At 53.7% G+C, this 19,128-nt stretch carries 19 protein-coding genes and 1 pseudogene; 9 read left to right on the plus strand and 11 right to left on the minus strand.

Going from position 1 to position 19,128, the window contains the following annotated elements:
- Positions 1-190: 190 nt before the first annotated feature.
- Positions 191-358 (plus strand): annotated as a pseudogene (locus Q1A34_RS21425) (IS3 family transposase); the annotation flags it as partial.
- 126 nt (positions 359-484) lie between these two features.
- Here the strand turns inward: Q1A34_RS21425 and Q1A34_RS21430 are convergent.
- Positions 485-1,147: a hypothetical protein gene (locus Q1A34_RS21430; RefSeq protein ID WP_300039457.1), complete on the minus strand. Its 663-nt coding sequence runs from the start codon at positions 1,145-1,147 to the stop codon at positions 485-487.
- A gap of 90 nt (positions 1,148-1,237) precedes the next feature.
- Between Q1A34_RS21430 and Q1A34_RS21435 the strand changes: the two genes are divergently transcribed.
- The 3 genes from Q1A34_RS21435 to Q1A34_RS21445 all read left to right on the plus strand — a co-directional run bounded on the left by Q1A34_RS21435 (position 1,238) and on the right by Q1A34_RS21445 (position 3,886).
- Positions 1,238-1,564 (plus strand): helix-turn-helix domain-containing protein, encoded by a 327-nt coding sequence (locus Q1A34_RS21435; RefSeq protein ID WP_300039459.1) that lies wholly within the window; start codon positions 1,238-1,240, stop codon positions 1,562-1,564.
- Positions 1,565-2,190: 626 nt separating this feature from the next.
- Positions 2,191-2,829, plus strand: coding sequence for a TetR family transcriptional regulator (locus tag Q1A34_RS21440; protein WP_300039460.1), 639 nt, complete (start codon positions 2,191-2,193; stop codon positions 2,827-2,829).
- Between the two features lie 568 nt (positions 2,830-3,397).
- On the plus strand, positions 3,398-3,886 hold the full coding sequence (locus Q1A34_RS21445) for a VPLPA-CTERM sorting domain-containing protein (protein ID WP_300039462.1): 489 nt from the start codon (positions 3,398-3,400) through the stop codon (positions 3,884-3,886).
- Positions 3,887-4,228: 342 nt separating this feature from the next.
- Here the strand turns inward: Q1A34_RS21445 and Q1A34_RS21450 are convergent, their stop codons facing one another.
- Positions 4,229-4,615 carry a metalloregulator ArsR/SmtB family transcription factor gene (locus Q1A34_RS21450; RefSeq protein ID WP_300039464.1) on the minus strand — a complete coding sequence of 129 codons (387 nt, stop codon included), beginning with the start codon at positions 4,613-4,615 and terminating at the stop codon, positions 4,229-4,231.
- Between Q1A34_RS21450 and Q1A34_RS21455 the strand changes: the two genes are divergently transcribed.
- The gene (locus Q1A34_RS21455; RefSeq protein WP_300039466.1) at positions 4,610-5,566 is read left to right on the plus strand and encodes a fatty acid desaturase; all 957 of its coding nucleotides are present in this window, start codon (positions 4,610-4,612) and stop codon (positions 5,564-5,566) included. The two genes, Q1A34_RS21450 and Q1A34_RS21455, sit on opposite strands and share 6 nt — an antisense overlap.
- A 204-nt stretch (positions 5,567-5,770) precedes the next feature.
- On the opposite strand, the gene Q1A34_RS21460 is transcribed toward Q1A34_RS21455, so the two are convergent.
- Together Q1A34_RS21460 and Q1A34_RS21465 are read right to left on the minus strand one after the other, a co-directional pair.
- Positions 5,771-6,403 carry a class I SAM-dependent methyltransferase gene (locus tag Q1A34_RS21460; protein ID WP_366942880.1) on the minus strand — a complete coding sequence of 211 codons (633 nt, stop codon included), beginning with the start codon at positions 6,401-6,403 and terminating at the stop codon, positions 5,771-5,773.
- On the minus strand, positions 6,400-7,821 hold the full coding sequence (locus Q1A34_RS21465) for an MFS transporter (protein WP_300039470.1): 1,422 nt from the start codon (positions 7,819-7,821) through the stop codon (positions 6,400-6,402). Before Q1A34_RS21465 ends, Q1A34_RS21460 begins: the two co-directional genes overlap by 4 nt.
- A 111-nt stretch (positions 7,822-7,932) precedes the next feature.
- Between Q1A34_RS21465 and Q1A34_RS21470 the strand changes: the two genes are divergently transcribed.
- Complete coding sequence (locus Q1A34_RS21470) at positions 7,933-8,346, plus strand: Rrf2 family transcriptional regulator (protein ID WP_300039472.1); 414 nt, start codon at positions 7,933-7,935, stop codon at positions 8,344-8,346.
- Positions 8,347-8,545: 199 nt separating this feature from the next.
- On the opposite strand, the gene Q1A34_RS21475 is transcribed toward Q1A34_RS21470, so the two are convergent.
- Positions 8,546-9,286 carry a hypothetical protein gene (locus Q1A34_RS21475; protein WP_300039474.1) on the minus strand — a complete coding sequence of 247 codons (741 nt, stop codon included), beginning with the start codon at positions 9,284-9,286 and terminating at the stop codon, positions 8,546-8,548.
- Positions 9,287-9,482: 196 nt separating this feature from the next.
- Between Q1A34_RS21475 and Q1A34_RS21480 the strand changes: the two genes are divergently transcribed.
- Entirely contained in the window at positions 9,483-10,211 is a 729-nt protein-coding gene (locus tag Q1A34_RS21480; RefSeq protein WP_300039476.1) for a hypothetical protein, read from the plus strand.
- A 242-nt stretch (positions 10,212-10,453) separates the two neighbouring features.
- Complete coding sequence (locus tag Q1A34_RS21485) at positions 10,454-11,218, plus strand: hypothetical protein (protein WP_300039478.1); 765 nt, start codon at positions 10,454-10,456, stop codon at positions 11,216-11,218.
- Between the two features lie 242 nt (positions 11,219-11,460).
- Here Q1A34_RS21485 and Q1A34_RS21490 read toward each other — a convergent pair whose 3' ends face one another.
- The 4 genes from Q1A34_RS21490 to Q1A34_RS21505 form a co-directional block, all read right to left on the minus strand.
- Positions 11,461-12,927, minus strand: a complete 1,467-nt coding sequence (locus Q1A34_RS21490) for a prephenate dehydrogenase/arogenate dehydrogenase family protein (RefSeq protein ID WP_300039480.1) — start codon at positions 12,925-12,927, stop codon at positions 11,461-11,463.
- Between the two features lie 350 nt (positions 12,928-13,277).
- Positions 13,278-14,387: a hypothetical protein gene (locus Q1A34_RS21495; protein WP_300039482.1), complete on the minus strand. Its 1,110-nt coding sequence runs from the start codon at positions 14,385-14,387 to the stop codon at positions 13,278-13,280.
- Entirely contained in the window at positions 14,380-15,012 is a 633-nt protein-coding gene (locus Q1A34_RS21500; RefSeq protein WP_300039484.1) for a hypothetical protein, read from the minus strand. Before Q1A34_RS21500 ends, Q1A34_RS21495 begins: the two co-directional genes overlap by 8 nt.
- Positions 15,013-15,028: 16 nt before the next feature.
- Positions 15,029-15,307, minus strand: coding sequence for a hypothetical protein (locus Q1A34_RS21505; protein ID WP_209227349.1), 279 nt, complete (start codon positions 15,305-15,307; stop codon positions 15,029-15,031).
- Between the two features lie 212 nt (positions 15,308-15,519).
- Between Q1A34_RS21505 and Q1A34_RS21510 the strand changes: the two genes are divergently transcribed.
- Positions 15,520-16,086 (plus strand): gamma-glutamylcyclotransferase family protein, encoded by a 567-nt coding sequence (locus Q1A34_RS21510; RefSeq protein ID WP_300039493.1) that lies wholly within the window; start codon positions 15,520-15,522, stop codon positions 16,084-16,086.
- Between the two features lie 15 nt (positions 16,087-16,101).
- Here the strand turns inward: Q1A34_RS21510 and Q1A34_RS21515 are convergent, their stop codons facing one another.
- Both Q1A34_RS21515 and Q1A34_RS21520 read right to left on the minus strand, forming a co-directional pair.
- A complete protein-coding gene (locus tag Q1A34_RS21515; RefSeq protein ID WP_300039495.1) occupies positions 16,102-18,567 on the minus strand; it encodes an AAA family ATPase in 2,466 nt (821 codons plus the stop codon).
- Entirely contained in the window at positions 18,564-18,797 is a 234-nt protein-coding gene (locus tag Q1A34_RS21520) for a hypothetical protein (protein ID WP_300039497.1), read from the minus strand. The genes Q1A34_RS21515 and Q1A34_RS21520 overlap by 4 nt, the downstream gene beginning before the upstream one ends.
- Positions 18,798-19,128 lie beyond the last annotated feature (331 nt).

Genomic DNA, 19,128 nt, shown 5'->3' on the forward strand with positions numbered 1-19,128 from the left:
GTTTCTGACTTTCGTAACAGGATGTTCTTGAATTCGTCCGGTGTCACGCGATCCGGGGATTCAATGCCGTACAGCATTTGTTAAATGGCATACTGTGCTCCGGGAAGGGCGCCCACAAGTGGTTGGATTTCAGCTCTTTGGCTACGCAAACGGATGAAATGCATGTGGCGATAAGAATAACTCTGCAGGAACGTTGTTCAAAACTATATAGGCAGAACGGATCTGGCGCAGATCGTAGCCAACGCATCGGGAAGCTGAAGTCGCAATCTTCCAGTACATCAATGGCTTCTACAATCCGCACCGAAGGCACTCAGCACTGGGTTGGGAAAGCCCCGTCGCATTCGAACGCAAAGCAGCCTCAACGAGTACTTGGGGCGGCACCAAAACGCGACAGGTCCAACTTGGGCTCTCTAACGCTGATAGATTCACCGCAGCATGCGGAACGGAGCCGACCTTGCTTGAAGGTCGGCTTTCAGTTTTTGGGTCATCCATCAACGCGAATCATAGGCTGTTGCAGTCCGACCGTCGGCCGATTTTCTGGATAGTAGAAACCCGTCCCATCGACATGTTTACCGCCCATAAACAGCATGTTTGGAGTATCTTCGCGTACATACAGGAAATCGTGGTCGGTCACAAAGGCGCTGCCGTCGACAAAGCGAAGAAGTGCACAGGGTTGGCCGAGGATGTCGCGGGGTTCACCCACCACGAATTCACCTTCTCCGCAGGCCCCGTCGGGAAGCTGGTTCAACTGTTCCGCCATGGGTGGAGCAAGAACGGTCAGCTCAAGCTGACGATTGAGGAGGTAATCCTGCGACCAGGCGCCCTGGGCTGCGGGATTTGCTTCGTGCCAGACGACTTCCCCAGCGAAGTCATAGGATACCGCTGGAATAGCACAGGCGCTGTCTGCATAGACGGTGATGTTTGCCTCAAACCCGCCCTCCGCATCGTAGGTGAAGTCGCGGGTCAGATAAGACGGCGTCGGCGCAAGGTCGGGGTTTTCAGCGCTCTGCTGTGGGCGCATCTCGCAGGTAATCGAGGTCCAGGTCCCGACGATACGGTCCTGGAGGCCCTCAAGTGAGGTGTCATCGGCGACGGCAGTATTAACAACTGCACCGAATATGACGAGGGAAAAGGCTGGGATTTTCATGATAATCTCCATCTGTTGACGATGGAGACACAAACTGCGCATATTAACGAATACTGCAACTAGTCAATAAAAAGTGAGGTAGTCACAAAAATGGAACCATTGGCGCGTGATCCTGATATCAACGGCTGTCCAGTGACCTATTGCCTCTCGGTTATCGGTGGCAAATGGAAGCCCGTCATCCTGTTTTGCATAGCCAACGGCGTTGATCGGTTCGGTGCGATGCAGCGCTCGGTGCCTAGCATCACAAAGCAGATGTTGACCAAGCAACTCCGTGAGCTAGAGGCAGATTGTTTGATCTCCCGCAAGGTCTTTGCCGAGGTGCCACCCCGCGTTGACTATTCCTTGACGGACGTCGGACGCACGGTTCTGCCGATCATCAAGCAGATGGAAGTCTGGGGCCAAGCCAACATGAAATAGCAGCCATTCGCTGCTGTGCAGCAATCAGTAGGTACGGGCTCATGGCCGCCGTTAGATCGATCGCAACATAGTCACCGGGCGCGTTGTGACGCCCCAGCAGGGACCGCCCGAAGCTGCCGTCCGGCCGAGGTAGCCGTCGCTGCGGTGCGGCCCGTCAGATGAGACATTCGCTGCGGCAGCAAGATCCACCATAGTCTAGATGTTGGCGGCGGCGAAGCAGGCTATCGAAGCCGCTGCGGCATCCTCTGACGCGACAATTCGGCCATATTCGAAGGCATCATCGGTGTCGCAGCGTGATGTGGGCGGGATCACACCGTCGATGGGTCTTCTCTTGTCCCGATACTTACGGCGTGCCTCGCATGTCTCGGGCTGCCGTTTGGTAAAGACTGTCTGGCTAAATCAAAAGATAGACTGTCAACTCGCGTCAGTAATCGGGCCACACCGTCCTGTTGCTTTGAGCCGTGATTTACGACGTACTGCATACAAGTGGCAGGCAAGCCTGCTTGAAAACTGTCGGCCGACAAGGTCTGTCTTGTGCCGCAGGAACAGTAGCGATCTCGCCTGCAACTGATTCTGGGGTTGGTACCCAGTACCCGCAATCGGATCGTCTGAAGGAAGGAATTGCAATGATCAAAAGCAATCAAACCCACGAAAAGAAGATAGAAATCATGCGTGCCGCCACAAGCCTGATCAAGAAACGGGGCCTGCAGGCGCTGTCGTTTGAAGCGGTCGCCAATGAGTCCGGACTGTCTCGCCAATTGGTCCGCTATTACTTCACCGACCTTGATGCTTTGATCCTCGAACTCTGTACGTTCCTTGGAAACCGCTATCGTGATACCCTCGTAACCGGGATTGTAGATGTAGGTCAGGTTGAGAGGCTCAGGTTTTTTCTGGATTTCTTTTTTGACTTGGCGGCCGAGCATCCGATGCCTGACGACTTAGAAGTTTATGACTCCTTGTTGGCGTACGCTGTGGGCTCTGAGGAGTTAAAGGTGCGGCTATGCGATCAGTACAAAACTTTGGGTCAGGTCATTGCTCACGAACTGGCCATTGCACATCCCGAACTTGACGGCCACGGATGTGAAGAATTGTCGTTTCTCTTCGTCTCGATGATGCACGCACATTGGAGTTTTGTAGCGAGCCTTGGTCATTCGCGTGATCACGGTCGTCTGACGCGCCGGGCGATCGACCGACTTATCGAATCTTATATCAACGATTCGTCCAATGAACGTTCGGTTGACGCACCGTGGTCGCGCAATATGTGATTTTCAAAACGAAAATTTTTGATCAGGCCGCTTTTTATAGACGAAACAGGGCGCTGAGCTTTTAAACCCGCCAATTTGAATTCGAGTGGGCATGCAATTCCGCCATCGCCGGATGAGCAGCGATGATCGCGTCAACTCAGGGGTGTTTTCAAAACGAAAAACCGGAAAGAAAATTCTTGTACACGGCAAATTCAGCCGCTTCCCTGCTGTTGCAAATCAAATATGTGCCAGGTGTTTTATTGCACTTGTAAGGTACAATTAGGGGGAATTAGAAGTGCTAAGTATTCTATCAAATTTGGCCAGGTTCAGGCTCCAACAAACACTTGTTTCGCACCATTGCATGCTTAGGAAATGGCGCGCAGTGTTCGTCGCGACGTGCTGCGCATTGGTAATCTCCGGGCCAGCGTTTTCCGCAACTGTTTACAGCGGCATCACGTTTCCGGATGGCGATGTGTCTTTTGCGGACAGAGTAGTTGATTTCGCGGTGGGTGATGCGGTTGCGGATGAATATACTGACCCGACAAATGTTTTGGGTGCTCCAGATTTCACTGTCGGAAGCACCGATAAATTGTTCGCGCTGGGAAATCCTGGTGGATCGCCGGACAACCTTGATAACTCGCTTTTTGGGTTTGTCACTGTAGAGTTCACCGACAATTCCCTGACAACCTCTGGAGACGATTCCGCAGATCTTTTTGTTTTCGAGGTCGGGTCGTCTGGTGGTGGTGTGATCGAGTCGTTTCAGGTCGAGATATCGAAAGACGCGAGTACCTGGATTGACCTTGGGATAGTCAGTGGCGACGCAGTCGTCGGTCTGGATATCGATGGCGTCGCTGGTGTGATTGCCGGCGATGTGTTCTCATTCGTCCGCGTAACAGATGCGCCCGGTGGCGCAACTTCCGGAAGCCCGTTTGGCGGTCCGGATATCGATGCGATCGGTGCGATTTCTTCGGCACCGCCCATAGCAGACCCGCCGATAAGCGTTGTGCCACTTCCGGCAGCGGGGTGGGCTCTTCTCTCTGCACTTGCAGTACTCATGGGGTTCAGGCGCCGCGCATAAGACGGTTTTCCTGACGGAAAGCAGGGGCCGGTGTGCAGCCGGCTCCTTCAACTCCGGGCTGGTGTCATAAACGCCCTAGAACTATCGCGTACCATCCCGCTCCAATTATCCACTAGTGGACATTCGTTCCGAGCCCGGCATCAGTCACTATAGGGCTCTCCCGACACCTTCACCGCGTTGGTCACGAAAGGCCGGGTCAGGAAACATGGCCGTTAGCTGCTGTGCGCACAAACTGGTAAGATGCGGACGAAGCGCTCTTTCGCTGCGGCTGCGCGAGGGTCTGCTTTGACGCTGCGCGATGATCCCTTGGTCATTTAATCTGCTGAAATTTACATGCTTCTCTCAGTCCGGGTCTTTCTCTGCACGTCGCTCTGCTTTCAACGCCCGGCTTGGTGGGCAGACTTCTTGCATGAACTTTGCCAAGGTGCCCCCAAGATTGTCGGCTTGCATGCCATACTTCACAAACTGACCTTCTCGCTTCTTCCAGATCAGGTCTGCCGACTCCAGAATTGAAAGGTGCTTGGAAATAGCGGGTTGAGACATATCAAACCGTTCGGCAACGACACCAGCAGTCAATGGCCCCTCAGAGAGATATGCCAGTATCCGACGCCGGGTTGTTGACGCCAAAGCTTCAAACACCTTGTCTGGGCTTGACATAAATTTACCTTTTAACTTATTAGTTATATTTCTATTATTGTATTCCTTACCTTTGGGAGTTTCAAGATGCACCTGTATGCAACAGATCGCGTGTTTCCCAACAGCCAAACCCACGCGGTGCAAGGCACCATTCATTGGGACGCACTGAAATCAATCTGGCTGTTCGTCATGATCGCGGGGGGCATTGCTGCGATCATTTTCGCCCCGAGTTGGGGCGGGTTGATGGTATTCCTAGCAACAACGGCAATCACAGTTTGCGCCGGCCATTCCGTTGGCATGCACAGACTCCTTATTCACAAGTCATTTCAGACGCCTAAATGGCTGGAGTACATTCTTGTCTGGCTCGGAACTCTTGTTGGCATGGCTGGCCCGTTTGAAATGATCCGCGCCCACGACATGCGGGACTGGCACCAGCGCCAAACGAATTGTCCTCCTCACCCGAGCCATGGTGCAGGTTTTTGGTGTGATGCGTGGTGGCAAATGCACTGCCGTTTCGATCTCGACAATCCACCGAAATTCGAAATCGAGCCCGAGATCGCAAATGACCGTGTGTATCAGTGGATGGAGCGGCACTGGATGGCACAGCAACTGGCTGTTGCTTTCCCGCTCTTTTTACTGGGTGGTATAGGTTTCGTGCTTTGGGGAATTTGCTTGCGGGTAGCGGTATCTTTGAATGGTCATTGGCTCGTCGGACATTTTGCGCACAAAACTGGGCATCAAGGATGGACTGTCGAAGGCCTGCCCGTACAGGGATTTAACCTTCGGGGCCTTGGGTTGGTTACTTTTGGAGAAAACTGGCACTCCAACCATCATGCATTCCCGCACTCAGCAAAGCTTGGCATTGAGAAGGGACAATTGGATCCCGGCTATTGGTTCATCAAATCCCTCGAAGCTCTTGGCTTGGCAAATACAATCCTTGGACCGGCAGATTTACCTGAACGTGACGGGCTCACTAGGGTAGAACGAGAAGAGTTCGTAACCTCGCCTCCAGTACAAATGATACAAATCAAACCCATTGGTTGACCCAAAAGCGGGCATACGTACGGCCCGCAGCATCAGTCAATAAGGGCCCAGAACGGACCTTGGCGCCGGGCCGCACCTGGCCGATACCGGCGCCAGCTTCCGGATGCTCCCGGCCCTTTGCAGTCATTGCCCACAGAGTACATTGCTACGATGCAGCTTCCCAAGAGCGGACTTTGGCGAAATGCGCCAAGCGAGCTTCACCTATCACTTCTTGACCAGTGCGATGACATTATCGAGGACTTGCGCCGTTTCACCGCCAGGGCCATGCGCTGTGCGTCGGACCGCATCGACAAAAAAGACCTCATTGTCAGATTCTGCATACCCTAAGGCAGCCAAGTCCTCTTCCGGTGTGGGATAGTGATGATCTGCCTTGTTCCAGGACCATGGGGTGGCCGACCCATGCGTGACGATCAGCAACATGCCACCCGACGCAAGCTTGTCATATGCCTGGGCAAAGACCTCGGGCTTAGGGAAATCGAAGGGCGTTTGCAGGAACATCGCTGAGATGAGGTCATAACGACCCTCGGGAAAGGACACTGCCAGATCGTGGCGCTGGAACGATATCCGGTCCGCCACGCCTCTTTCAACAGCATTGACTTCCGCGATGTCCAAGGCCGCTTGTGCAATGTCGACCGCGACAACCTCCCAACCTTGTTGCACGAGCCAGATTGCATCGTCACCCTTGGCGCAGCCCAGATCCAGCGCGCGGCCCGGAGTGCGATCCATCGCGAACCGTTTTAACACAGCAGACGGCAAACCCCGCGTCTGTCGGCTTCCCCTACAATACAGTTCGTCCCAGAAATCCTGCGCAGACTGTCCAGCTGTTGGTTGCATCATGTTTCCTTTGTGTTGTGAAAGATCGCACCCAGACCACACAACAGGCTGGCCATTGCAAAAATTGCGCCTGGAAACAGCAGCGCTGCTGATGCGACGTCGCCGGTGTCACCGGATGAGTTTGCGAAATAGATACCGCCCACGATCGCGATACTGAGCGTGATGCCGATTTGCTGTGCCGTCTGGAGCATCCCCGACGCGGCCCCGGCTACGTCATTTGGCACTTGAGCGAGCGCGCCCGACATTAATGCGACATTGCTCAGCCCCATGCCAAACCCCACCAGCGCGAGCGGTATCAACAAGGCAAGCGTCGTGATGTCATCGCCAGCTTGCGTAAATGCGATAGCGATCAGCACGATGCCGCCGCATGTCAGTACGGACCCTGAGCCTGGCAAGGTCCACGGATTTGCCGAGTTCCACCGTCCCGCGACAGCCGCCCCGGCAACAGCAAAGATCGGATGGGCTACCAACGCGGTGGCAACCGCTCCGGGTGACAGCTGGGGTCCGGCTTGCAATGCGATCGCCAAAAGAAAGGGAACGCTTGCAATGCCGGAAAAGATCAAGAGGATCATGGACGCACGCAGCAGAAACGGGGCGGACGTTAGTAGAGCCGGTGGCAACAGTGGCCCAACCTTGTCAGACACCCCGTTCCGCTGGGTATAGACAACGTAGGCCAGGACCAGGACACTCGCCGGAGGCATTGCCATGATCCATATTGGCCACCCCATGCCCCACCCCTGCGCGGCTGCAAAGACAAAGCCCGTCACAGCGAGCGCAAGCAGCAATCCATTCCAAGCGTCGATCCGTTTTGAAGGGGCGCTGTCATCCGACGACAGGAAAGACACCACGATCAACGACGATAGAAGGCAGGGCGGTATGACCAACAGGAAGACCCCGCGCCATCCCAATCCAAACAGATCAATCGTCAGGATCGCGCCGCCGATGATCGGGCCCGCAACAGCACCCAACGCGCTGACCATTCCGAAGTAGCCCACAGCGCGCCGCCGCTGTTCGGGTGGCAGGATCACCTGGGTCAGTGCAAGAACCTGCGGCATCATCGTCGCGGCTCCGACACCCTGAAGTACACGCGCTGCAATCAAGACGTTTATGTTCTGCGACGTTCCAGCGGCCAGACCACCAAATGCAAAACCGGCCACACCAAACAGGAACAGCCGGCGTCGGCCCAGGGCATCTCCAAACCGGCCAAGCGGCAGAAGGAGTGAAGCGAGCGGCACCAGATACGCCAGCAAGATCCACTGTGATTGTACATCTGTCGCCTGCAAATCACCCGCGATGCTCGGAACCGCAAGGTTGACCACAGTGACATCCAGCAGCGTGATGAATGCTGCAAGCAGGAGAGCCCAGACAGCCGTCCACTGCGCGCTTGTGGCATGCAATTGGTCTGATTGCGGGTTTGACATGGAAGTTCCAGTTCGATCAAATCACGTGAATTATATTGTCACGTGACTTGCGATGTCAATCTCACGTGTCAACAATTGTCACGAGAGGCGAATTGAGATACAGTCCGCACCATGAGAACAGACAACAGGTTTCCCCGTGTGCTGCATATATTGCTTCATCTCGATGAGATTGATGAACCGGTGACGTCTGAGCGCATGGGCGAGATGTTTGGCATGGACGCCTCTCTGGTGCGTCGCACCATGGGCGGCCTGCGAAAGCACGGGCTTGTGGCGTCGATCAAAGGGCACGGCGGTGGATGGCACCTACAGCGCCCGACGACCGAGATCAGCCTTTTGGAAGTCTACACCGCGCTCGGCTCACCAAACGTCTTTGCGATCGGCGCGCCGGAGCCTGCCTCGCCTTGCTTATTGGAACATGCCGCAACCGATGCGACCAGAGCTGCGATGGAGGCCGCACGCAGTCTCTTTGAGGACGAACTGAAGGCCGTGTCCGTGGCAGACTTGGCCAGTCGAGTGAAGACATAGTTGCTTTCTTAGGTTTGCGGCTCGAGCCCAAGTAAACTATTTATCAATAGAGGGCGGCCCACAACTGCCGTTGGTCACTCGGTCACGATGCAGCAGTGTGGCCCGTCGAACCTGCCGTTCGCTGCAAGTGCTAAATCGCGTATTTTGCGAACTCACACATCGCGGGACGAAGCCGACGTACGACACAAACAATCCGACGTCAGCTTTTACCTCCGGCACTTGGAAGCACACCATAGATTGTAGCCTTGTAGATTGCCTCAAGAGTGTTTCGGGCTCGAAGTCTACGGCGAATGTTTTCAAGTCTCTTCTCAATTGCTCGCGTAGTGATGCAATACCTGTCAGCAAGATCATCAGCCGACCTGCCCATCGCAACATTGGCGAGGAGTTCGATTTGGGATGCGCGCAATCCGATTTCCTTGCTCAACAACCCGTTCCGCCTCGCTTCTTCGTGGAACTTATGCGCAAATGCTCTTAACTGGCTCACCGCAATAGCGGGTTCAGCAAACCTATCGACGTAAAACTGGTTTAATACGCCGTATCCCCCAACCCAAGGATCGTTGATTGCGCATATCCACGCTGTTTTCACATCATAACTCAGCATCTTTTCAATATACGCGAGCCGAAAGTCGCGCGTCTCACGCATGCGGTCAGCCTCGGCTACGATGTCTATCGCATAGGGTTCCACAATATGCTCAAGCTTTGAGGCAACAATATCCGTGTTGGCCCCACCGGCAGCCAGAAATGCGTCGACTATTTCCTGCTTGTCGGGTGCCGTATGGCAAATGAGTGTATCGTTTCGGTCGCGGCCGTGAAGATGGACAAAAAACCCATAAAAGAGAAGCTCTATCCGTCCCTCACCAAACTCTGAAGCGACTCTTAGCATGGCATCACGCAGGGTCTTACTTCTTTGAGCTATCCCAGCGATCCTGTCCAACTTCATACTGCCTCCTGGTCGGCGAGATTGTCGCATACTTCATAAGAATATTTGAAAGAAATCTGCTGCGAGATTCGGAAAACCGAACGTTTCTGGGACGTTACACATCTCGCGCAGTTGGTTAACCTTACACCAACGCCTGAAGTCAAACCTGATTTAGAGCGTTATTAACAAACAATAATTCAAAGTTTTACTCCCTTTGATGGAGGTTCTTTTGGCTACGCAAGACGCTCAAGATCCAGTCGACTCCAGCACTTTCTTTGATAGCCTTCGAGATGCCGTCGTCGGTCGCTCAAAAGGGCCAGGAGGCCTCTACAACGTTGGCAATGTGATTGCCCTCGTAGGCGGTATCTTGATACAGTCTCTGTCCGTCGGCCAAACCAGCACCTTTGGCGACGTCATCTTTCAATATCTCTTTGGAAGCCCGGCGGCGAGTTGGCTCACGCTGGCTGTTTTGATCTTTTTGATTTCAGGTGAGGTATACCACCGTGCCTGGTCGCTCAGCGGAGAAAAGGCGCTCCTAATGGTGCGTCTTGGGGACGGTCTGTCTGGCGTTGCGGCAGTGGTTTTGACGTTTGCGCTCGTTCAGGTCGGTGACGCGCTGTTGGGGTTGATCGGTGGTATAATGCTCATCATCGGGAAATTCGGCACTGCCGTTTTACCCGAACGACCCCACGCTCCGCCATTCAGTGCCAAAGCTACCAAATTCCTGCGCCTTTTGGTTGTTGCCAGTAGAGCGCCGTCGCTGGCCGCACTTGCTGTTACGATATTTGTGGCTGCGACTGATGGTGTCCTTTCAACCTTAGCGATGCCCGTTTTAATGGTGCTGTGTTATCTGCTTTGGCTGTGGGCCGACATCTTACTTTTGCGGATCTCTACGACCCTACCAGAAAAGCCCCGCGAACCATGTCCGCTGGATTTTATGCCTTGAAAACCTCAGACGCCTTTCGTACCGGGGGCAGCATCGGTGACTCTGGGCTCTCTCCAGACCTCGGGCGCAGCGCTGCATCTGCTCAATCACGCTCCCGGCGAGCGGCACGTGCGGCCCAGAGCTGCGATTCATCCGGACTGCGTTATTCTGCAGTTGCAGCCTACATAGCGGACACCGGCAATGCTGGCATCCTATAGTGTTTTTTAAGGGACAGTTGCTGGAGTAAGGGGCATGATAGAATCATGGACCAAAAACAGGCACAAGAGATAGCGGCGCGTGCACTCGCTGACGACCGTGTTGCTGAGCTATACCAACAGATCAACGAGCAATCGAACGTCGAAATACGGGCTTCGACGGATTCGCAGTGGGGAAGCTCAACTGACGCTAACGGTACGAGTGTTTTTGTTGCACCCACAGACTATCCGGTGGAAAGCATGTTTCATGAATTGCTTCATGCGAAAATCAAACTTCAGGGTTATACTCAAAACTTGGAGTTCGTTAGAACTGTGGATGACACTTCAGCCAAGGTTCTTGGCGAAGCACTTGATAACGAACTTCAACACCACCGTATGTTCCCGCTATTTATCGATGCAGGCTTTGACCCAGAACGTTTCTACCACGACGCGGACAAGAATTCCTACTCTCGCATACGCAAGGAACTGAAAAGTATGAAGCCAAGAGAAAACTCTGCTACAGCATATTTTATGAAGTTTTTGACAATTCTTGCACCTGGCGGGACGGGTGGGGAGAAAGAGCGGAAGCAGCTTGAGAATTTCTTTCGAGCGAAGGTTCCAAAAGCAAAACTGAAGAGAATAGATGAAGCTGCCAAAGAACTGGTTCTCTGGAGAGAATCTAGTGCAACAGACCCCGGACCAACGATCAAGAAGATCATGGAAGAGTTAGGCGGTATGGATGGCTGGTGGATTGGCAGATCGAAGAATTTTCCGGATGAAGGCCACTTCATAGGTGAGCCTTTCACTCTTTTGGATGCTAAGCTGTTTCCCTGAACATTGGTTGCTAGTGGCCAATCCCGTACAAAAGCATCAACGGCCCATTCCTGCCATTCATCGACCGATCAAGATGCTGCGGTCGCAGCCCGCTTTGCGGTCATTCGCCGCTAGTAAAAAACCTAGCTTTGCTTGAACTCACAGTTCGCGGATAAAACGCCTTTCCCAAAATTTGGACCGAAATTATCTTGCCAACAAGTAAAGCAGCTTTCTAAGCTGCACTGAAAAATCGATGTAGCTTATCAGTCCTCTGCAATAGGCGATGATGCTTTTGCATCATCAATCGTCTTGGCAATTCTTTCACCTGTTGCGCCAGGCTTACTTTCTCCTGCAAACATTTTGCCGACCAAGGTGCCAACGGTCCCGCCCGCGATAAGCGCCGGCATGACTTGGCTAGCTAGGAGCGTACCAACGCCAAGGCCGATTATCGCTCCAAATGTTGTTCCGGCAGCCACGAAAGTTGCGCGCGCGGTGATATCACCCAACCGCTCATGATCGCCCAGTAATTTGGCGGTTTCAAAAAAGCTTCTTCCGAAACTTAGCCGAGCCTCTTCGGCCTCCGTCACTTCCTCTTCAGTAAGTCCTTCGGCACGGACGGCCGCTTCTGCAAGAGTGATTGAGCTGCTTTCAATACTATTCAGCCCCTGTTCCAAAACACCCTTTAGTTCTTGATCAATTTGGTTGTCTATTCGATCCAAGTCGTCACGCAAGCTTTGGATCTGCGACGAGACGGAATGCGCGCTGAAGACTAATTGGTCTCGGTTACTTGTAAGAAAATCTCTTGTGATCCCTTTAGAGCCATGCATTTTTTCAGTTTTGGGAGGGTTAGGTGAATTTGTTTGTTGCCTCAGGTCCAGGATGGTTTGTTGCACAGTTTGTGCTTGCTCGAGGAACTTTAAAAGCATTTCGGGATCGTTAGTACGAAGAGCACGCTGCAAAGCAAAAAGTTCTTCCGTAAAGCGACCAGTCGTCTCCAATACAGCATTTCTATTTTGAAGGTAGTACTCAACCCAAGCCGTTGGCTCACCAGTAGAAACAAGTGCGTTTTCTCTAAATCTCGGGGCAGAAACGCTGATCAATTCGTGACCTAAAACTCGCTCGAGATCAGTTGCGACATTGGCGAGAACATTGGCAAAGAGGTGGGGAAGTTGGTCCGTCGTAGCAAAAACAAGGTCGTGATGATCAGCCGTCATGATTTTGACATTGCACCCAATTGCTTTCCACAGCCTCTTGACGCGTTCGACGGAGTTTTGGTCTGCGCTGGGACTTGGTGTGAGAATGCACGTTTGGTTCTCAAATAGATTTGAGTTGCTAGCGTCGGCGAAGCCAAACATTTTGCCTGCAACAGGGTGCCCAGGTACGAAGTGAACGCCCGATGGTACGATTTCACCAAGCTCCGAGATTAGCGGAGCTTTTACCGATCCCGTATCTGTGAGAATTGCGCCACTAGGGAGTTGTCCGCAAACAGAGTTCAAGGCGGCTTTCATGGCGCTTATCGGGGTTGAAAGCAAAATAAGGTGGGCTTCTGATATATCAGACGCGTCCGGTGACACAATCTTATCTACGGTTGCCTTCTGAGCAGCTCTGTTTCTAGCACTCTCACTTGAATCGACCCCAAGTATTCTTCGAGCTAAGCCGTTGCGCCGAACCGCTTTCGCGAACGAAGTTCCCATTGGTCCAAGTCCAATCACGACAATGGTATCAAACATAGGTTTCGCCAACGAAAAGCCCTTTACATAGTGCGGGAACTACAACATTCCGAACAGACTTTTGCCTTGCCAAACCCTTCTTGCCTAGCCTTATTGGCCCTACGGAACAACTTTACCTGCATGGGCTTAGCTAGTTTGGAACAGCTCTGTTGAGCAGACACTTGGGCGCATTGCAGCATTCCTCAGTATGAGCTCCGTGCGGAACTTGAATGCAGCTAAGCATGCGTTCGTCACGTGCTCTTTCCTTCGAAAGGACGGCCCAGAGCTGACCTTGGGACATTATGCGCGTTGCCGCGGCGCAGCACGTCTTTCCGGACATTGGCCACCAACCCGCGATCTGCTGGGAAGGCCTAGAAACGAGCACCCAGTCCGAACTCGTCCGGAAGGAGCGGGATCTGACCGTCATTGAGCCGCTTACGAATTTCACCCCTGTCATAACTCGGAGTTCCAAACGGACCAATGATTTCGCGCTCGACCTCTGACGCCAAGGCATTCAGCTCACTACTCAGCTTCGTTAAACCCGTCCACCGATCAACATTGTCGATGATCTTCCTGGTTCCATCGGGCGTCTCTAACGACATTGCGAAGCTCATATCGGATGCCAGTTCATCAAACCATCGATCGGTGCCTGATAACACCATCAAATCGCGAGCGGGCAGCGACGTGATGTATTCTGAAGGGCAATGGAACATGAGACTTCCGATGTCATAGCTCGAAAGTTCGATATCGCCGTCCGCGTCATTTCGAACATTCTTCGCAAGCCTTATGGACATCTTTGCGCCGCCGAGTGTCTCCCGATCCTTGGAGTTAATCTTATCCATGTAAAGGAAGGGATAGTTTCGGAAGCTTTCCCGGGTATATTGATCAACCACATCGATGCCACGATATGTGTCGTTCAACGTCATCTGGTAGGTCGCAGTATCGTACCAATGTGACGGAACCACATCGACTTTTCGCCGAAATCCGCCTTCTGTCAGTTGGATCGACTTCGCCGGGGAACCGTCAACTTTCGCGCCCCAAAACCGTCTATCGAGAACTTCCTTAGACTTCTTTCGAAGATAGAGAACATCATCGCAGAGTGAGCCCTTGCCAGTATATGGAAGGTAGGATTTCTGACCGCCTTCGCAGGGCTCAATTCGAAGATAAAGCCCCTCAATTACGAGAAGATCAACATCGCTAACACCGCGCGTGTGAACATTGATCGGCACTGACCCTTGGAATCGTACCTTCGGCTGCAATCCTTCCTTATCAAGACCTTCGAGCAAGTTACGTTCAACCTTTTCGAACTCCTCATGAGAAATTTGTGTTGAGCGGGGATCAACCTGCTGCATCGCACCAAGCGCATATCGGGTCGCTTTGTTGGTCGACCTCTTTTCGTACTGCTCCTGCATCACGGGCAAGCTGTCGTCGAAACGCCGCTGCCGGAGCCTCGCCAGCCGGTCATCGATTCGTCTAGCCATCTTCGGTAGTCCTTTCGAGTTTCATTGTCCCGTGCGTGAATCGGCCACCGCTATTGAAGTAGCTGCCTTCTGCACTGCAAAGGTCTGGGGAAAACAAAAGCTCGCAGTGGCCGATGTGGCTGTTGAGCTCCTTCTGCCCTGGTTTGGGTTCATTCCGATAAGCGTAGATCAACCGAAAACCAGCACGGCCCTCCGGCACAATCGCTGCAGAAACACTGTGGGACTCGCTCGTTTCAGTTCGCAGATGGATGAAGATGCGTTCGTACTTCTGCGTAATGTCGATCTTGCCGGACCAATCAAACGTTGGATTTTGCTCTACATCGTACGACTGCCCAGTGAGCGCCCAGCAGCCAGAGATATTCGGGACACCAACAATCGCCTTCAAGCCAAACAGCTTCCATGCAAAGCGATCGAACAAGAAAAAAAGAATTCCGAAGATCGAAACGGCCGTGAATGGCCACAAGATCAGCTGCGGAACGTCAAAGTATCCCGCCGCCTCAATTCGCAGTACTGCATACCCAACTAGGAGAGTGAGTCCGCTCGCGAGCGCGCCCGAAAATACAGCAATGTAGAGTCCTATTCTGGACCGGCTGTGCCCTACAATGGAGTATTCGTGCTCACGCATTCTGTTCTACCGCCTACTACTCAGCTGCGTAGCTGAATCCGAGCTTCGCCAGTAGCTCAGCTGACTGCCGTCCCGACAGATATGGTCCCTGCGGCGGCAGCTCATGAGTCTCCGCGGGTTTCACTTCGGCAAATTTCGCACCGGTTGAAATCTCTCCGATGCGCCCACCGTTCACACCGAACCAAGCAGCAATATCGTGTTGCCGATCGCCTCTATCGAGCATGCCTTTGACGATGGCAGCATCCTCCTCGTCGAGCCGGTTCCCGCTCGGCGGAGCTATAAATTTCTGGGTCACAACACATCCCCTTGTGGTATCGAGTCCAAGAGGACTCCAGATATAGGGACGGACTCCAGATGATACAAGTGACCTGAGAAATTATACGAAATCGAGTGCTGTGATGCTGTATGCTAGCAGTCACCATGCCGCAGGATATTGCACGCATTACGCCTTCCCGGGGGAGACTTCCGAGGCCTGACATCGACTAATTGTCACGCTACTATCTGGGCATGACTTTTCTCTATTTTGCTTACGGTTCAAACATGTTGAGCGCCCGTCTGATTGCGCGCTGCCCAAGCGCCAAGCTAGTAGGCGTAGCATCGGTTGATAGTCATAGCTTGGGGTTTTCGAAGAAGAGCGTCGATGGTTCGGGAAAGGCGACCCTCATCAAACAATCAGCTCAATTCCAAACTCCTGGAGTATTGTTTGAGGTTGGTCTTGCAGAACGTGACGCGCTCGATAAATTCGAAGGCGCAGGTAATGGCTATGACAGAGTTGATGATTTTAGGGTCACAAAGACGGGTCAGGTTATCGTTGCGACAACCTACATCGCATCGGAAATACAAAACGATCTTGCTCCCTATGACTGGTATCTTGCGTTGGTGGTTGCCGGAGCTCTCGAACATGGGTTTGATGATCAGTATACATCTTGGCTCCGTTCGATTGAAACAATGACGGACCATGTCGTAGCGAGAAAGTCCCGTGTTGCTGCTTTAAGGGCTCTCGCTGATCAGGGCCATCTCGACTATGCGAGCCTACTGCTGGCTGATTCCTCGCGATCAGGACAACGGGACTGATTAGAATTGGTACCGCTACTTCAACTTAAGATTGACATTGATGGTCTGACAGCTGCAACGCAGATCTTCAGCCGACCCTTTGCGCGGTGTAAGGTAAGGGAAAGTGCCGCACTTGGGGTTAGGGCACCGGATATGATCCAGCAGCGCTTTGAATGCGTCCACTACTGCCTGAAACTCGGCCTTGGTGAAATTCTGCCATTCATTAAAATGAACTGATGGATTTATCGTCCATCGCTCCGCGTCTGTGGCCTTGATTAGCGCTTCGGCTGTGGCGAGCTTTTCTTCAAGCTCCTCCTTGGTCTTGTCATGCCCCCATTTCGCGGCGGCCTTGATGCCCTTGCCCAGACGGCTTCGCCACTGGTTCAGCACGGGCGGCAACAGATCGCCCAAATCGTAGTGGGCATCACCGCGAAATTCGACGGAGGCCCGCAGATTATCCGCTAGCACGGTCGAGATAAATTCCAGGTAGCGCCGCAAGAGCCATGCAGCCTTTGCGATATCATTCCTGTCGAGCTCCAGCTGGATCTCGGTCCAGATATCCTGATCGTCCCAGATGCGCGGACCGAGCTCGACGCTCCAGCCGCCGAAAAGCTGGCTGCGCCCGATGAGGCCTTCGGTCTTCATATATTGCAGCCAGACGCGGTCATGGGTGGTCAGGATGAATTGGGTGTTGGGGAATTGCGTCTTGAGCAGACGGCAGACTTCGCGGCGGTGGCCGGTATCCACGGACATCAAGACATCATCAAGAACCGCAAAGGTGAACTTGTCACCAAGAGTATGCTTCATCAGGGCCAGATATAGGCAGAGCCCCATACCGTCCTGATGCCCTTCACTGTGATAAGCGCCCGGCGGGAACGTGCCCCTGCCGAAGAAATCGACATTGAAGCTCAGCTTGGCGGGCTCGGCCTTTAGCTCACCGGTAAACTTCCCCTCATCATCATTGATGGCCTTGTAGAAATCCGTGAATTCATTGGCTACGGCGTCGTAGATCGTCTCCAGGACCTTGTTGGAGACATCATTGTAGTGATCGTGGACTTTCTGCGCCTTGGCGTGCCGCGCCTTTTGGGCTTTCGCAGTCATGCTGTCACTCAGCAAACGCTCATAGCGGTCCTGAAGCACGGCAAGAAATTCCCGCGCTACATCAGCGGCCGAGCTATCAGGCTGCGCACCAATCGCAGTTTGCACCTCTTCCAGGCGGGTTTGAACATCTTCCGGCAACGCCCACCAAGCCGCACCCGTGACCGCCGCGGCATCATCAATGAGGGCGTGATCATCGAGAAAGGCGTTGAGCGCCTGCTTCGCCGCAGCGAGCGCCTGACCGTATTCATCAAAAGCTACCTTGGGCACAGCCTCCTTGAGGGCCGCGCCATAGGCGGCGGCCTTGGCGACAGCGGACATACGATCTTCAAGAGCGCCGGAGATCACACCGAATGCCGTCCGGATGGTTTCAAGCTGCGCGCCGACAGCTTCGGCGCTCAGCAACTTGGCCTTGAGATGTGCCCTGAGTTCTTCTGCATCCCAGGGCGTATCGCAAAGCGGACAGGCATCGCCGCTCACAAATTCGAGGCCCGTTTCGATGAACCCGTGCTGGCGCGCCAGTGCGAGCGCATCCTTGTCATCCTTCAACGCCTTGAGAGCGGTGTTGGCGGCTTCGAGCTGCTGGGACAACGGATCGGGCGGCGATGCCGCCGCATCCTTGGCAAGAGCAGCAAGATCGGCCAGAGCCACTTCCTTGCTTGGTCCTACTTTCTTGGCCTTTTCATCGCCTTCGGCGACGCCGTCCTTGAACGATGTTGCGGGCGTGAGTGCGGTTAATGCCGGAAGGCCAAGCAGCGCGCGCTTTTCGTTCGCCTTGGCCAGCACCTCATCACGATCGAGAGTCGTTACGCCGAGAGCGGTCTTGAGTTCACCTTCGGCCCGCCCGCGCGCGCGCTCCGCTTCCTCGGCTTCGCGCTTGCACTTGTTGGCGTAGGACAGCAGCGCGCTACGGGTCTTCTCGATCTGGTCGAGGCGCAGGAGCGTCTGGACATCCTTGGAGCGCTGGTTCGGCGGTGTGATGATGTATTTGACGATTTCGCGCCGTGAGATTGCGAACTCCGGATGTGACTGCAGCTCGGTAATCGCAGCCTCTTCTGCACCACCGACTGGAGTGATCGTCACCGTTCGTGGCGCTTTGACCGAGCGCGTGATGGTGACATCCTTGCCAAGAGACGGAATTGATGCGGTCAAGCTGACCAGCGCCTTTTCCGGATTATCGCGCTGATCGACATGCGGCGCGTGGCCTTTGACGGTCAGCTCGCCAGCTCCTTGTCCCGACAGGCGAGTAACATTGCCCGTCAGACAGAATTCGATAGCGTCAACGACACCGCTCTTGCCGGTGCCGTTGGGACCGCAAATCCCAAAATTCTGGCCCGCAAGATCGAGGTCCAGCAACCGAATGCCACGGAATTCTTCGATATGCAGGGTCTTGATCCGGATCACGCCTCGTCACCCTTCGTCGCCGGAAACAGTGCCGCTTCAAGATCATCTGCCTTGGGTGCCCTTCCGGAGCGAAGAAGCTTATCAAGTCGCTCTGCGGTCTTCTCGTCTATTTCATCATCCGCTTTTAGCACCGCCAGAAGTTCATCCAGCACCTTGGTGACAGTCGGTGAAAGCTGTTCTTCATGTTGATCCGCCATGTTAAATCGTTTCCCGTGAAATACAGTTTGCATCTAATTAGCATGTCACCGGGAATATTTCAGTAGAAGCGACTTCTGCTCCGAGTCTATTCACCGTTCGCTTCTTGGTTGAGGCGCGCGTCACATATCAGCAGTTATTGTGTGTGTGTGTTTGAAAGGGTCTAGCCCAATCAGCTGCATCTAACGTCCGCTTTAGCGGCGGATGGGTGCGGAGTCGGACTCGCAGGGAATGACGGCTTCCCGCCGATCGTGAGAAGAACCCGAAAATCCGCTCTCTCATTTTTCCGTCAAAATCCGTTGCATCGGCAAAGATGAACCTGTTTGCGCTGAAAACGCAGCAGGAGATGGACATATGGTCAGAGCA

Source organism: uncultured Roseobacter sp. (assembly GCF_947491795.1).
Classification (GTDB): domain Bacteria; phylum Pseudomonadota; class Alphaproteobacteria; order Rhodobacterales; family Rhodobacteraceae; genus Roseobacter.

Bases quoted from the DNA above. Each gene is read 5' to 3' on its own strand.
- Q1A34_RS21430 (WP_300039457.1), bottom strand. From the start codon at position 1,147: ATGAAAATCCCAGCCTTTTCCCTCGTCATATTCGGTGCAGTTGTTAAT.
- Q1A34_RS21435 (WP_300039459.1), top strand. From the start codon at position 1,238: ATGGAACCATTGGCGCGTGATCCTGATATCAACGGCTGTCCAGTGACC.
- Q1A34_RS21440 (WP_300039460.1), top strand. From the start codon at position 2,191: ATGATCAAAAGCAATCAAACCCACGAAAAGAAGATAGAAATCATGCGT.
- Q1A34_RS21455 (WP_300039466.1), top strand. From the start codon at position 4,610: ATGCACCTGTATGCAACAGATCGCGTGTTTCCCAACAGCCAAACCCAC.
- Q1A34_RS21460 (WP_366942880.1), bottom strand. From the start codon at position 6,403: ATGATGCAACCAACAGCTGGACAGTCTGCGCAGGATTTCTGGGACGAA.
- Q1A34_RS21465 (WP_300039470.1), bottom strand. From the start codon at position 7,821: ATGTCAAACCCGCAATCAGACCAATTGCATGCCACAAGCGCGCAGTGG.
- Q1A34_RS21470 (WP_300039472.1), top strand. From the start codon at position 7,933: ATGAGAACAGACAACAGGTTTCCCCGTGTGCTGCATATATTGCTTCAT.
- Q1A34_RS21475 (WP_300039474.1), bottom strand. From the start codon at position 9,286: ATGAAGTTGGACAGGATCGCTGGGATAGCTCAAAGAAGTAAGACCCTG.
- Q1A34_RS21480 (WP_300039476.1), top strand. From the start codon at position 9,483: ATGGAGGTTCTTTTGGCTACGCAAGACGCTCAAGATCCAGTCGACTCC.
- Q1A34_RS21485 (WP_300039478.1), top strand. From the start codon at position 10,454: ATGGACCAAAAACAGGCACAAGAGATAGCGGCGCGTGCACTCGCTGAC.
- Q1A34_RS21490 (WP_300039480.1), bottom strand. From the start codon at position 12,927: ATGTTTGATACCATTGTCGTGATTGGACTTGGACCAATGGGAACTTCG.
- Q1A34_RS21495 (WP_300039482.1), bottom strand. From the start codon at position 14,387: ATGGCTAGACGAATCGATGACCGGCTGGCGAGGCTCCGGCAGCGGCGT.
- Q1A34_RS21500 (WP_300039484.1), bottom strand. From the start codon at position 15,012: ATGCGTGAGCACGAATACTCCATTGTAGGGCACAGCCGGTCCAGAATA.
- Q1A34_RS21510 (WP_300039493.1), top strand. From the start codon at position 15,520: ATGACTTTTCTCTATTTTGCTTACGGTTCAAACATGTTGAGCGCCCGT.
- Q1A34_RS21520 (WP_300039497.1), bottom strand. From the start codon at position 18,797: ATGCAAACTGTATTTCACGGGAAACGATTTAACATGGCGGATCAACAT.